Origin of the sequence: Lysinibacillus sp. RS10 (assembly GCF_041956855.1) — a bacterium.
Classification (GTDB): Bacteria; Bacillota; Bacilli; order Bacillales_A; family Planococcaceae; genus Lysinibacillus; species Lysinibacillus xylanilyticus_A.
Genome location: NZ_CP167122.1, coordinates 4,981,809 through 4,995,178 on the forward strand (window position 1 = coordinate 4,981,809; position 13,370 = coordinate 4,995,178).

Consider the following 13,370-nt stretch of genomic DNA (forward strand, 5'->3'; position numbering starts at 1 on the left):
CTAACTTTCTTCAATCGCTCCTTGTTTCACGTGAAACAGTTGTGCATGCTCCATCGTTTCATGATGAATTCCATCAACATTTGTAGTCGTTACAAAAGTTTGAACTTCACCTTGAATGGTATTTAATAAATGCGATTGACGATAATCGTCGAGTTCCGACAATACATCATCTAAAAGTAGTATGGGTGTTTCATTTGTTTCTTGTTTAATTAACTCGATTTCAGCAAGTTTTAATGAAAGAGCGGTTGTACGTTGCTGTCCTTGCGAACCGTATGTCTGAACATCATAGCCATTCACCAAAAACTGCAAATCGTCTCGATGTGGACCAACTAATGTTACACCTCGATCAAATTCACGCTCCTTAGCTTCAAGTAACTTTTTATGCAAGAAGCCTTCAATTTCACTGAAATTATGTTCTTTTTCGATACCAGCTACTGTGCGGTATTTAATAACTAACGTTTCTTTCCCTTGTGAAATACCTGCGTGAATTGGCTCTGCCCACTCCTGCAATAAATCCATAAATTGAAATCTTTTTCGAATAATTTGGGTAGCTGCGTGAATATATTGTTCATTATAAACCTCGTACATCACGTCATCTGGCATTGCCTTACCTTGATTCATTTTTAAAAAATGATTACGTTGTTTTAAAATTTTTTGAAAGGTTAATAAATCATGTAAATAGACAGGCGAAATTTGCCCAATCTCCATATCAATAAAACGTCGCCGTATTTGCGGACTTCCCTTTACAACGTTTAAATCTTCGGGTGCAAACATCACGACATTCATTTGGCCAATATAATGACTGAGGCGACTCTGTTCTATGTGATTTATCTTACCTTTTTTGCCTTTTTTTGTAATCGTAAGCTCAATCGGTAAAATACCATGCCTTTTTTGAACGGCCCCTTCTATTTTACCATAGTCTGAATCCCAACGTATTAATTCTTTATCGTTCGTCGTGCGGTGGGATTTAGCCATCGCTAATACGTAAATAGATTCCATAACATTTGTTTTTCCTTGAGCATTTTCACCAATAAAAACATTAATTTTGGGAGAGAAGTTTAAAGCTAAGGCATCATAATTACGGTAATTTGTAAGTTTTAATTGCTCTATATGCATAATCTACTGTCCAGCGGTACCAACGATACGGAATCGACCACATCCGGGAATATTTACAATGTCACCGTCACGTAATTTACGACCGCGGCGATCATCCACTTCTCCATTTACATATACATCATTTTCGTGTAAAAACCATTTTGCCATGCCACCAGAGCTAATAGCATCGGTCATTTTTAAAAGCTGTCCTAAAGTGACAAACTCTACATCAATTTCAACGTCCTTCATAGCTGTGTTTCCCTCCAAATACAGATTGTCTATCTCTCTATCATACCTAAAAATTCGTCATAAGTAAAAAAAGATAGCCGCAATTAGCGACTATCCGAATGTTTTCCAAAGCAATTAAAACCTAAAAGCATGGAGTTTTATTTTCTCCAACGAAAATAGTTTAAATATTAGTAAGTACGTACAGGTAAAATCAATTGTAAAATAGCATCATCATGAACAGAACGTAAAATAAACGGTCTCATTGCACCTGTGAATTGAATGACCACATCTTGACCATCTATTGCTTTTAGTGCTTCCATCATGTATTTCGCACTGAAAGAAATCTTTAAGTTCTCCCCTTCTAATGACTCGACAAGAATTTCCTCTTGTACTTTACCTATTTCTGGAGAATTAGAAGAAACTTCAACAGCTTGATTATCTAAAATCTCGAAACGTACAACATTATTACGATCGCCACGAGCAACAAGAGATGCACGATCGATTGCTTGTAATAATGATTTACCATTTATCGTTAAATTTGTTTGATATTCTTCAGGAATCAAACGTGTTGTATCTGGGTAATTCCCTTCAAGTAAACGAGAGAAGAATAATACTTCTCCAGTTTTAAATAATACTTGCTGACTTGTTATAACAATTTGCACAAGATTCGTTGAATCCTCTAAAACTTTATTTAACTCATTTAAACTTTTACCAGGAATTACAACACTATGTTCAACTTCAGGTAACCTATCTAGTTGAACTTTACGTCTTGCCAAACGGTGGCTATCTGTTGCAACACAGATTAATGTTTCATTTTTTATTTGCCAGTTTACACCTGTCAACACTGGTCTACTTTCTGAAGTAGCAACAGCGAATACTGTTTCACGGATAATTGACTTTAATAGATCTGCAGGAATAGTAAATTTTTGATCCTCTGTTAATTCGGGTAATAAAGGATATTCAGCAGCATCTGAGCCAATTAAATGGAATTCAGATTTACCTGAACGGATATGAGTTTGGAAACCAGGTGTTACTTGGATTTCAACCTCATTTGTTGGTAACTTACGTACAATCTCATTGAACATACGAGCTTGTACAACAATCGATCCTGTTTCAGTAATATGAATTATTTGTTGACCATCTTCTTCAACTGGAATAAATGTTTGAATTGTAATATCAGCATCACTACCTGTTAAGCGAATGCCCTCATTTGTTACATCGATTTTAATCCCCGTTAAAATTGGAATAGTTGTTTTAGAACTTACAGCTTTCATGACATCATTTAAACCCTCTAATAAACGGTCACGTAAAATATCAAATTTCATTCGTTTTCCCTCACATATTTATATTATTTATTTATATAAAATAAAAAAGATATAGTAATAGGTCCTGTGGATTTGTGGATAAGTGTATTTAAGTGAATAAAATCAGTCTATCCACATGTAGATAGACTGTGTATAAGTTTGTGATTAAACGATTGTGTTATCCACAGAATTATTTCCCTAGCATGCTTCGAATTTGTTTAATATCTTGTTGCAGCTGAACGTCATTTTTCAACATAGAAGATATTTTTTCGTGAGCATGAATAACAGTAGTATGGTCACGTCCACCAAATTCTTCGCCAATTTTCGGCAGCGAAAAATCTGTTAATTCGCGGGATAAAAACATCGCGACTTGACGTGGAAAGGCAATTAACTTTGTACGTTTTTTCGCGGCAAAGTCCTCTAAACGAATATTAAAATGCTCTCCTACTGCATTTTGAATGTCTAATATAGTGACAGTTCGTGGCTTCGAATTAGGGATAATATCTTTTAATGCTTCAGCAGCCAAAGTTGCATTAATGTCCTTGTTAACAAGTGATGAGTAGGCAACGACGCGAATAAGCGCACCTTCAAGCTCCCGAATATTGGAGTCAATCTGGTTCGCAATATAGAGCATAACTTCATTTGGCACTTCTAGACCATCAGCCTTTGCTTTTTTTCGAAGAATGGCGATACGAGTTTCCAAATCAGGTGGTGCAATATCTGTAATTAGTCCCCATTCGAATCGAGAGCGTAAACGATCTTCCAATGTCGGGATTTCCTTAGGAGGACGGTCACTGGAAATAACAATTTGTTTCGATTCTTCATGCAATGTATTAAAAGTGTGGAAAAATTCTTCCTGAGTTGATTCTTTTCCAGCTAGAAATTGAATATCATCAATTAGCAGTACATCTACATTGCGGTATTTATTGCGAAAATCAAGTGCCTTATTATCTCGAATTGAGTTAATAAATTCATTAGTAAATTTTTCAGATGATAAATATACAACTTTTGCATTTGGATTATGTTCTAAAACATAATGACCAATCGCGTGCATTAAGTGTGTTTTGCCAAGCCCTACTCCCCCATAGATAAAAAACGGGTTATAAGCCTTTGCAGGCGCTTCTGCGACAGCTAGCGATGCAGCGTGAGCAAAGCGGTTACCAGAGCCAATAACAAACGTATCAAAAGTATACTTCGGGTTTAACATCCCTGGTGAAATATCATGATGATCGTTATTTTTTGCTTGGATAATCGGCGCTGGCAGATCGAAATCGTCCGAATCCTGGTTTTTTTGAACAACAAACTTAATAAGCAAGTCTTCGCCTGTAAGCTCCGTTAATATACCTGTAATCAAATGAATATAATGATTTTCAAGCCAGTCTCGAGCAAACGAATTTGGCGCAGCAATGGTCACAGTAGAACCACTTCCATTGTAAGAAAGTAGTTTAGTAGACTTTAGCCACGTTTCGAAGCTTGGTTTAGAAATTTTTTGTTCAACTTGAGCCAGGACATTATTCCATAGTTCTTCTAAATGTTCCAAGCTGCTAATCTCCTTTACAGTTCAATACAAGTACAGCAATAAAAAAGCGCATTTATAGTAATGGTAAACACGTTCATTTTACAACTCGTCCACAAACTCACAAGTTGTGGATAAAAGTTAACCAAAGGCTGTGATAAAAATTATCCACAGCATATCAACAGTTGTGGATAAAATAAATGTTCATTTCAGTTTTCAACAAAGTGAAGCACAGATATCGTATCAGAAAAACAAAGTCATTTCAATAGTTTGTGAAACTTATCCACATACTTTTGGTTTATACACTTTAGAGTTGTCCACAGTATCTGCTTATGTGAAAAAGCTGTAGATAAATGTTGTGGATAAAAAATAATGCAAAAAATACTATACACAACTCTGTGTAAAAAAAACAAGTACTCTGTGGATAATTAATTTAAGTAAAAAAAGATAAATATTAAAATCTGTTCTTAAATAAAAATTAGGTTCATACGAAAGTGCATAGAGAGAATGGATTGTGTTAGATCTGAGACCTTATAGGAATACCTGCGCTTAAGTACATATATTGGCGAAGAGCGGTAAAAGATATACATAGACTCGCTTAAAGAAAGAAATTTATGAAATTCATTGACAAAATAACTAGTTACTTTATATAATGTTCAGGTCTGTATGTTGAAAAACTCAACTTTCATTCAGGAGGTGTCTATATAAATGAAACGTACTTACCAACCAAAAAAACGTAAGCACAGTAAAGTTCACGGTTTCCGCGCACGTATGAGCACGAAAAACGGCCGTAAAGTTCTTGCTGCTCGTCGTCGTAAAGGAAGAAAAGTATTATCAGCATAAAATAAGTCCACTGAGACACATCAGTGGTCTTTTTTTTCTTTATTTTTGGTAAACCTAGAAATGAGGATCAAAAGATAATTATCTAGTAGCAGGTGAAAGAAATGAAAAAACGCCAACGAGTGAAAAAAAACGATGATTTTCAAAAGGTGTTTAAAAAGGGTAAATCTTTCGCTAATCGTCAGTTTGTCCTTTATTTATTTGAAAAAGAGGGACAAACGGAATTTCGTGTAGGTTTATCGGTTAGTAAAAAGCTTGGGAATGCGGTAACACGCAACCAGATCAAACGCTATATTAGGCAGAGCATTCATGAATTAAAGGATGAGCTAAAGCCAAATATGGACTATGTTATTATCGCCAGACAACCGGCGGCCACTATGGATTTTCATGAAGTGAAACAAAGCTTACAGCATGTTCTACGAATCGCGAAAGTATTGAAGAAAGCGTGATACGGAGGGCAGCCAAAGTGGTGAAAAGCATTTATTTTAGAAGTATGTTTTAAAGCAGCAGAAAATACACACAGGGGTATTTTCTGCTGCTGTTTCATAAGGATATATGTAAAATTAGTAACATCTCAAGTACATTGTTAGAATAATTAGTAGAGTGAAACGTTATATGCATGATAAAATAACTGATAACTTTATTCAGTGGCAGGAAACTTTCAATGAATAAAGAAGAAGAATGCATATAGTTTTAGAAAAAGTGAATAGTATTTGTAGGGGGAAGAAGGTTGAAGAAACAACTTTGGGTAATTTTGTCTCTAGCATCAGTAGCATTACTACTATCTGGTTGTACAGAATTTAATGAACCAATCTCCAAGGACAGCACAGGCTTCTGGAATGAATTCATTGTTTGGCCTTTAGTATCAGTGATAAAATACTTCGCTGATTTGCTTGGTTCATACGCATGGGGGATCATTGTTGTAACGATTATCATTCGTTTGGCAATTCTGCCATTGATGATTAAACAAACAAAGAACGCTAAAAAAATGCAAGAAGTTCAGCCGAAATTGAAGGAATTGCAGAAGAAGTACGCTTCTAAGGATGCACAGACACAGCAACAGTATCAGCAAGAAATGATGAAGCTTATGAGTGAGTCAGGTGTTAACCCACTTGCTGGATGTTTACCTGTAATCATTCAAATGCCAATTTTAATTGGTTTCTATCATGCGATTAGTCGTATGAATGCTACATCTACTTTTGATTTAGGGAATTTCCTTATCTTCCCATTAGCAGATCCTGCACCGGCATTAGCAATTACTGCTGGTATCATGCAATTTATAGTTTTACGTACGGGTCCAGCGATGGATAACCCTCAAATGAAAATAATGATGTACATTATGCCAATTATGATTATTTCTTTTGGTATAGCATTACCAGCAGCATTATCACTATACTGGGTAATCGGAAACGTTATCTCGATTATGCAAAACCTGTATATTTATAAACCTTGGGAAAAAGATAAAACACAACCTGCTCAAAATGGAGGGGCTAAAAAGTGAAACAACTTACGCAAATAGGCGCAACAACACAAGAAGCGATCTCATTGGCGTTACAGAAACTTGGCAAAACCCGTGAACAAGTAGATGTTGAAGTTTTACAAGAAGGTAAAAAAGGATTTTTAGGTTTTGGGGCACGATCTGCAGAAGTTCGTGTAACAGTAAAGGAAGTACATGTTCGACCAATGATTGAGGCAGAAAAAGCTGAACAGCAAAATATGGCTCAATTTGACGAACCAGCAGTAAAAGATGGTGTTGAAACAATAAGTTCACAAGTTTCTGAACAACCAAGTGATCTCGAAGCTGTTCAACAAGTCGTAGAGGATCAAAAAGAGGAAGAAGAAGCCTCAGTAAACCCAATTGAAGATGCAAAGGCTTATTTAGTAAATATTGCTGAACAATTGGGTATTCATGATCTTGAAATTGAAACGACACGTGAAGGGAAATATGTTATATTTCAACTGAAAAGCGAGAAAGCTGCACTGCTTATAGGGAAACGTGGTCAAACATTAAATTCCTTGCAGCAATTAACACAGCTTGTGTTAAATAAAAGTGCCAAGCAGTTCTTAATGGTGAAATTAGACGTAGAAAACTATCGTGAGCGTCGTCAAGTGGCTTTGGAGTTACTGGCAGACCGCATGGCGGATAAAGCACTGTGCTTAAATCAGCGTGTGACATTTGAACCTATGCAGTCGTACGAAAGAAAAATTATTCATAATCAATTGGCAAACCGCTTTGATATTGAAACATATTCAGAAGGAACGGAGCCTAATCGTTATTTAGTAATTGAACCTGTAAAGAACGATTAAACTTCGCTAAAAACATACAGACATAACTAAAGTCATTTTATCGTCATGATAAAATGACTTTTTTATGTTGTTGAAAAACAAGATGGTCAAGGGAATCTTTGTGAATGTTGTGGTGCTTCAGATGAGGGTGATTTCCGTTCCAGGCTACTCGCTTTGTTGCTGTCACTTCGCTTTCGCACAGATAAAACATTTGTCGCTGACGCTTCGCTTTCGCGCAGAGCAGAGCTTCCTGTGGGCGAGCGTCGAGCCGCTTCCTCCGCTAAAGGAACGAAGGCTAAGTGCGTCACGTCCTGTGAAAATGCCTTCGTGACCAATATCGGACGCTCCCAGGAAAGCGCTCAGTCGGAATGGAAACCAACCACTTGTTTTGCCGAAGAGCCATACTTTATTCATTGACACCTTAATTACATTGGCAAAATAGTTTTTCTATGATCTAGAAAGAATGTTCAAGCATTTGCAATTCTTGTCGAAATACATGCTATAATGTAGAGCTTTCTTATTATCCACAATTGGAAATTATCCTTACTTTAGATTTTGCAGAAAATATGTTAGTCTAAGGTGTTAGTAAGTGTTGGTCGGTTTTATTTATCCACATGTGGATAACGTTAAGGAGGTCATTAAATGGAGTTCGATACAATTGCTGCGATATCCACACCTATGGGTGAAGGAGCTATTGCTATTGTTCGTTTAAGTGGGGACGAAGCAGTAGCGATTGCAGATAAAATATTCAGATCGCCTGGTGGTAAAAGTTTAACAACGAAGGCTTCACATACAATTCATTATGGACATTTGGTCGATCCAAAAACAAATGAGGTTGTAGAGGAAGTAATGCTGTCATTAATGCGCGGACCTAAAACATTCACTCGTGAGGATGTAATAGAAATTAACTGTCACGGGGGACTAGTTTCGGTAAACCGTGTATTAAAGCTAGCATTAACAAATGGAGCAAGACTCGCAGAGCCAGGTGAATTTACAAAACGCGCATTCTTAAATGGACGTATCGATTTATCACAGGCTGAAGCAGTTATGGATTTAATAAGAGCAAAAACTGATAGAGCGATGAATGTAGCATTGGGACAAATGGATGGCAAATTATCACGTTTAATTGGTGACTTACGCCAAGCATTACTAGAGACATTAGCGCAAGTAGAGGTTAATATAGATTATCCGGAGTATGATGATGTAGAAGAGATGACGGTACCAGTATTAGTAGAAAAATGTACATGGGTACGAAATGAAATTATTAAACTTTTGCAAACATCATCTCAGGGGAAAATATTACGAGAGGGTCTATCAACTGTTATTTTAGGTCGCCCAAATGTCGGGAAATCTTCTCTTTTAAATAGTTTAGTACAGGAGAATAAGGCCATTGTGACAGATATTGCAGGTACAACTCGTGATATTATAGAAGAGTACGTGAATGTACGTGGTGTTCCGCTTCGTTTAGTCGATACAGCTGGTATTCGAGAGACAGAGGATATCGTCGAACGAATTGGTGTTGAACGTTCGCGTGAGGCTTTGCGTGGCGCAGATTTAATTTTATTTGTTTTAAACTACGCAGAAGAATTGACTGCTGAGGATGAGCGTCTATTCGAAACAATTGAGGCGATGGATTACATCGTTATTATTAATAAAACAGATCTACCGCAAAAAATTGATTTAGCACGTGTCAAAGAGATAGCGGGTAACCATCGCATTGTGACAACATCTCTTTTACAAGAAGAGGGGATCACAGAGCTAGAGGAAGCGATTGCTGCATTATTCTTTGAAGGACAAATTGAAGCGGGCGATTTAACATATGTTTCAAATGCAAGACATATTGCATTACTTCATCAAGCACAAGCAACGGTCGAGGATGCATTAGCTGGAGCACAAGCTGGTGTACCTGTTGATATGGTGCAAATAGATGTCACTAGAACTTGGGAAATACTTGGTGAAATTATCGGCGACACAGTACAAGAAAGCCTAATCAATCAGTTATTTTCACAGTTCTGCTTAGGAAAATAATTTTACTAAAGAAAGGAAGATACGAGCTATGCCAACAAATTATGAGGCAGGCACGTTTGATGTTATCGTAATTGGCGCAGGTCACGCAGGATCTGAAGCTGCACATGCTGCTGCCAAAATGGGTGCTAACACACTGATGTTAACAATCAATTTAGATATGATTGCATTTATGCCATGCAATCCTTCCATTGGTGGTCCTGCCAAAGGAATCGTAGTACGAGAACTTGACGCATTAGGTGGCGTCATGGGGAAAGTTATTGATAAAACGCATATTCAAATGCGTATGTTAAATACAGGGAAAGGTCCTGCTGTGCGTGCATTACGTGCACAAGCGGACAAAGTTTTATACCAACAAGAAATGAAACGCATCTTGGAGGAAACTGAAAACTTGACAATTCAGCAAGGAATGGTTGAAGAGCTAATAATTGAAGACGGGGAAGTAAAAGGTGTTATTACACAAATTGGTGCTATATACCGCGCTAAAACAGTTGTTATCACAACAGGTACATTCCTTCGTGGTGAAATCATTATTGGTGACGTAAAGTATTCAAGTGGGCCTAATAACCAACAACCGTCAATTCGTTTAGCTGATAACTTAAAAGAGCTTGGTTTTGACCTTGTGCGTTTTAAAACAGGTACTCCACCACGAGTGAATAATCGTACAATTGATTATGATAAAACAGAGATTCAGCCAGGAGATGATGTTCCACGTGCATTCAGCTTTGAAACAACTGAATTCATTATGGATCAGCTACCTTGCTGGTTAACTTATACAAGCCTAGAAACGCATGAAATTATTGAGGCAAACCTACATCTTTCACCGATGTACTCAGGGATGATTAAAGGTACGGGTCCACGCTATTGCCCTTCTATTGAAGACAAGGTTGTGCGATTTAACGATAAACCGCGCCACCAAATTTTCTTAGAGCCAGAAGGTCGCAATACACGTGAAGTATATGTACAAGGTTTATCAACTAGCTTACCAGAGCATGTACAAACACGTTTACTAAAATCAATTCCTGGTTTAGAAAAAGCAGAAATGATGCGTGCTGGCTATGCAATTGAGTACGATGCAATCGTGCCAACACAATTGTGGCCAACTTTAGAAACAAAACGTATTAAAGGTTTATATACAGCTGGTCAAATCAACGGAACTTCTGGTTACGAGGAAGCGGCTGCTCAAGGCTTAATGGCTGGGATAAATGCTGCTGCTAATGTACTTGATAAACAAGAATTAATCTTAAGTCGTTCAGATGCTTATATTGGCGTATTAATTGATGATCTAGTAACAAAGGGAACAAATGAACCGTATCGCTTACTAACATCTCGTGCAGAATATCGTTTACTACTTCGTCATGATAACGCTGATTTACGTTTGGTAGAGCTAGGTTATAATGTGGGAATGATTTCTGAAGGAAGATATGCAACATTCAATGAGAAAAAAGAGCTGATTGAAAACGAAATTGCACGTCTCCGTGAAGTTATTATTAAACCAAATGAAGCAACACAAGCTGCTATTCGCTCTGTAGGTGGTAGTGAGCTAAAAGATGGTATCCGTGGAGCGGATTTATTAAAACGTACAGAAATGCATTATGAATTAGTTTCTTCGTTAATTCCAGCAGACATAGAGTTTTCGGATGAAGTGAAGGAACAAATTGAAATTCAGCTTAAATATGAAGGTTATATTGAAAAAGCATTGCAACAAGTTGAAAAGCTTCATAAAATGGAGAATAAAAAAATCCCAGAAAATATTGATTATGACGCTATTTCAGGTTTAGCAACAGAAGCTCGACAAAAATTAAAACAAGTTACACCACTTTCCATTGCCCAAGCATCGCGAATATCTGGTGTAAATCCAGCAGATATTTCAATATTACTCGTTTATATTGAGCAAGGTAAAATCGCACGTGTCAGCGGTGAATAATAAAGATTCGTAAAGTGAATAAGGGGCGGGCATACCATTGTGCCCGCTTCCTATTTTTAAGGCTTTACTATTTTACATAGTTGATTCGGAAATGTGAGTAGTTACATACTTACAAGTCAATAATAGAGATAGTAAAGCTATATAGATAAAGGAGACTTTACATGAACGAACAACAATTTTTTGAGGCGCTAAAGGAGAAGGGCATCGAACTTTCTGAAAAACAGATGGCTCAATTCAAAAAATACTTTGAGTTACTTGTTGAGTGGAATGAAAAGATGAACTTAACTGCTATTACCGATTTAGAAGGTGTTTATTTAAAACACTTTTATGATTCGATTAGTGCTTCTTTCTATTTTGATTTTTCCAAAGTAATAACAGTTTGTGATGTTGGAGCAGGAGCTGGTTTCCCAAGTATTCCAATTAAAATCTGCTTCCCGCATTTACACGTAACAATTGTTGATTCTTTAAATAAAAGAATTACATTTTTAAATCATTTAAGTGATGAGTTGCAATTAGAGAACATGCATTTTGTACATGCGCGAGCAGAGGAATTTGCTCAAAATGCGAAATATCGTGAGCAGTTTGACGTAGTAACAGCCCGTGCAGTAGCCCGTTTATCGGTTTTATCGGAGTTATGCGTACCATTAGCAAAACAAGGTGGCTATTTTGTTGCTTTAAAAGCAGCAGCAGGCGCAGAAGAATTAAAAGATGCAAAAAAGGCATTAGTTACATTAGGAGTTACACTAAAAGAAGAATTTTCTTTCCAGCTACCTGTTGAAGAAAGTGACCGTGTTTTATATATCTTTGATAAAATAAAAGGAACACCCAAAAAATATCCGCGTAAACCAGGTGTGCCAAATAAATCACCGATTCAATAATTAGTGTTTCATGTGAAACTTCTCAAAGTAGAAAATAATTTTTCTATTTTGAGCATACATACTAGTTATGGATGGTTCACGCAAATGACATCTATGAACTATATACATTTTAGGAAATATAATAAATAATAATAGAATGACACAGAGCAAGATAGTTACTTAAAGGTGGTGCCACTTGGATGAAAAGTCCTTTTTCACGTTTTTTTGGAGGCGGAAATAAAACAGAGCCTATTGTGAAAAATGAAGTAGAACAAGCAGAGGCGGTTCATGCAGCAGAAGAAGTTATAAAGCTGCCTATTGATCAAATTGTGCCTAACCGTTTTCAGCCACGTACTATTTTTGATGATGAAAAAATCGAAGAATTATCAAGAACCATTCATACGCATGGTGTGATTCAGCCAATTGTTGTACGTAAAACAGCGGAAAATCAATATGAAATCATTGCTGGTGAGCGTCGTTATCGAGCAATGAAAAAGCTACAATGGACAGAAGTTCCGGCTATTATAAGAAATTTAACTGATAAGGAAACAGCTTCTATCGCGTTAATCGAGAACCTGCAGCGTGAGGAGTTAACTGCAATTGAAGAAGCTGTGGCCTACCAAAAATTATTAGAGCTTCATGAGCTAACACAAGAAGCACTAGCCCAACGACTTGGAAAAGGACAATCCACGGTAGCCAATAAATTACGTTTATTAAAGCTGCCTGAAGAAGTGCAGCGAGCTATTTTAACGCGTGAAATTTCTGAACGACATGCACGTGCATTAATTGCGATAAAAGATCAGCCATTACAGCTAGAAATTTTACAACAAACGATAGAAAATGATTGGAATGTTCGTCAGTTAGAAGAGCAAATTTATGCTTTATTACATCCTGTGGCGGCAGATCAAGAAGAAGCAACGCCGAAGAAAGCAAAGCCTAAACGTAAGGCGATTAGTAAAGATGTGCGTATTGCTTTGAATACTATTAAACAATCATTATCTATGGTAACGAAGAGTGGTATAACAGTTAAGACTGAAGAAGAAGATACAGAGGAATATTATCAAATTACAGTGAAGATACCTAAAAAGAAAAAATCTTGAGTACAAGAATTAAAGTTATTTTAGGAAAGTAATTTATTGAGTTTTTTAGAGACATCTCAGAAATATTTCTGAGATGTCTCCTTTTTTTGTATATATTCTTAATATTTTATACAACTCTTTTCTGTTTTTTTGATAGAATGAAAGTAAGATAGCGGTATTTAACTTCTTGCAGCGGGTGTCCAAACATCCGCC

General features: G+C 36.7%; 13 protein-coding genes. 8 read left to right on the forward strand and 5 right to left on the reverse strand.

Translation table 11 applies throughout. The features are described from left to right. The 4 genes from recF to dnaA form a co-directional block, all read right to left on the reverse strand. Positions 1 to 1,116, reverse strand: a complete 1,116-nt coding sequence (recF, locus tag ACB089_RS24805; protein WP_374964370.1) for a DNA replication/repair protein RecF — start codon at positions 1,114 to 1,116, stop codon at positions 1 to 3. 3 nt (positions 1,117 to 1,119) lie between these two features. Beyond that, positions 1,120 to 1,344, reverse strand: coding sequence for a S4 domain-containing protein YaaA (gene yaaA, locus ACB089_RS24810; protein ID WP_374964372.1), 225 nt, complete (start codon positions 1,342 to 1,344; stop codon positions 1,120 to 1,122). Between the two features lie 167 nt (positions 1,345 to 1,511). Further along, positions 1,512 to 2,648: a DNA polymerase III subunit beta gene (dnaN, locus tag ACB089_RS24815; protein WP_374964373.1), complete on the reverse strand. Its 1,137-nt coding sequence runs from the start codon at positions 2,646 to 2,648 to the stop codon at positions 1,512 to 1,514. Positions 2,649 to 2,817: 169 nt separating this feature from the next. Beyond that, on the reverse strand, positions 2,818 to 4,167 hold the full coding sequence (gene dnaA, locus ACB089_RS24820) for a chromosomal replication initiator protein DnaA (RefSeq protein ID WP_368637196.1): 1,350 nt from the start codon (positions 4,165 to 4,167) through the stop codon (positions 2,818 to 2,820). A gap of 684 nt (positions 4,168 to 4,851) precedes the next feature. Here dnaA and rpmH point away from each other — a divergent pair. The 4 genes from rpmH to jag all read left to right on the forward strand — a co-directional run bounded on the left by rpmH (position 4,852) and on the right by jag (position 7,290). Further along, positions 4,852 to 4,986 (forward strand): 50S ribosomal protein L34, encoded by a 135-nt coding sequence (gene rpmH, locus ACB089_RS24825; RefSeq protein WP_004233310.1) that lies wholly within the window; start codon positions 4,852 to 4,854, stop codon positions 4,984 to 4,986. A gap of 101 nt (positions 4,987 to 5,087) precedes the next feature. Continuing rightward, complete coding sequence (gene rnpA / locus ACB089_RS24830; RefSeq protein ID WP_374964375.1) at positions 5,088 to 5,432, forward strand: ribonuclease P protein component; 345 nt, start codon at positions 5,088 to 5,090, stop codon at positions 5,430 to 5,432. 281 nt (positions 5,433 to 5,713) lie between these two features. After that, positions 5,714 to 6,484 carry a membrane protein insertase YidC gene (gene yidC / locus ACB089_RS24835; RefSeq protein ID WP_374964377.1) on the forward strand — a complete coding sequence of 257 codons (771 nt, stop codon included), beginning with the start codon at positions 5,714 to 5,716 and terminating at the stop codon, positions 6,482 to 6,484. Then, the gene (jag, locus tag ACB089_RS24840; protein WP_374964378.1) at positions 6,481 to 7,290 is read left to right on the forward strand and encodes an RNA-binding cell elongation regulator Jag/EloR; all 810 of its coding nucleotides are present in this window, start codon (positions 6,481 to 6,483) and stop codon (positions 7,288 to 7,290) included. Before yidC ends, jag begins: the two co-directional genes overlap by 4 nt. Positions 7,291 to 7,376: 86 nt before the next feature. Here jag and ACB089_RS24845 read toward each other — a convergent pair whose 3' ends face one another. Further along, positions 7,377 to 7,604 carry a hypothetical protein gene (locus tag ACB089_RS24845; protein WP_374964380.1) on the reverse strand — a complete coding sequence of 76 codons (228 nt, stop codon included), beginning with the start codon at positions 7,602 to 7,604 and terminating at the stop codon, positions 7,377 to 7,379. Between the two features lie 307 nt (positions 7,605 to 7,911). Here ACB089_RS24845 and mnmE point away from each other — a divergent pair, with 307 nt between their 5' ends. The 4 genes from mnmE (at position 7,912) to noc (ending at position 13,178) form a co-directional block, all read left to right on the forward strand. After that, positions 7,912 to 9,297, forward strand: coding sequence for a tRNA uridine-5-carboxymethylaminomethyl(34) synthesis GTPase MnmE (mnmE, locus tag ACB089_RS24850; RefSeq protein ID WP_374964381.1), 1,386 nt, complete (start codon positions 7,912 to 7,914; stop codon positions 9,295 to 9,297). Between the two features lie 28 nt (positions 9,298 to 9,325). Further along, the gene (gene mnmG, locus ACB089_RS24855; protein ID WP_374964383.1) at positions 9,326 to 11,221 is read left to right on the forward strand and encodes a tRNA uridine-5-carboxymethylaminomethyl(34) synthesis enzyme MnmG; all 1,896 of its coding nucleotides are present in this window, start codon (positions 9,326 to 9,328) and stop codon (positions 11,219 to 11,221) included. A gap of 161 nt (positions 11,222 to 11,382) precedes the next feature. Further along, on the forward strand, positions 11,383 to 12,099 hold the full coding sequence (gene rsmG / locus ACB089_RS24860) for a 16S rRNA (guanine(527)-N(7))-methyltransferase RsmG (RefSeq protein ID WP_368637201.1): 717 nt from the start codon (positions 11,383 to 11,385) through the stop codon (positions 12,097 to 12,099). Positions 12,100 to 12,278: 179 nt separating this feature from the next. Then, on the forward strand, positions 12,279 to 13,178 hold the full coding sequence (gene noc / locus ACB089_RS24865; protein WP_374964385.1) for a nucleoid occlusion protein: 900 nt from the start codon (positions 12,279 to 12,281) through the stop codon (positions 13,176 to 13,178). The last annotated feature ends 192 nt before the right edge of the window (positions 13,179 to 13,370 follow it).

Bases quoted from the DNA above. Each gene is read 5' to 3' on its own strand.
- recF (WP_374964370.1), bottom strand. From the start codon at position 1,116: ATGCATATAGAGCAATTAAAACTTACAAATTACCGTAATTATGATGCC.
- yaaA (WP_374964372.1), bottom strand. From the start codon at position 1,344: ATGAAGGACGTTGAAATTGATGTAGAGTTTGTCACTTTAGGACAGCTT.
- dnaN (WP_374964373.1), bottom strand. From the start codon at position 2,648: ATGAAATTTGATATTTTACGTGACCGTTTATTAGAGGGTTTAAATGAT.
- rpmH (WP_004233310.1), top strand. From the start codon at position 4,852: ATGAAACGTACTTACCAACCAAAAAAACGTAAGCACAGTAAAGTTCAC.
- rnpA (WP_374964375.1), top strand. From the start codon at position 5,088: ATGAAAAAACGCCAACGAGTGAAAAAAAACGATGATTTTCAAAAGGTG.
- mnmE (WP_374964381.1), top strand. From the start codon at position 7,912: ATGGAGTTCGATACAATTGCTGCGATATCCACACCTATGGGTGAAGGA.
- mnmG (WP_374964383.1), top strand. From the start codon at position 9,326: ATGCCAACAAATTATGAGGCAGGCACGTTTGATGTTATCGTAATTGGC.
- rsmG (WP_368637201.1), top strand. From the start codon at position 11,383: ATGAACGAACAACAATTTTTTGAGGCGCTAAAGGAGAAGGGCATCGAA.
- noc (WP_374964385.1), top strand. From the start codon at position 12,279: ATGAAAAGTCCTTTTTCACGTTTTTTTGGAGGCGGAAATAAAACAGAG.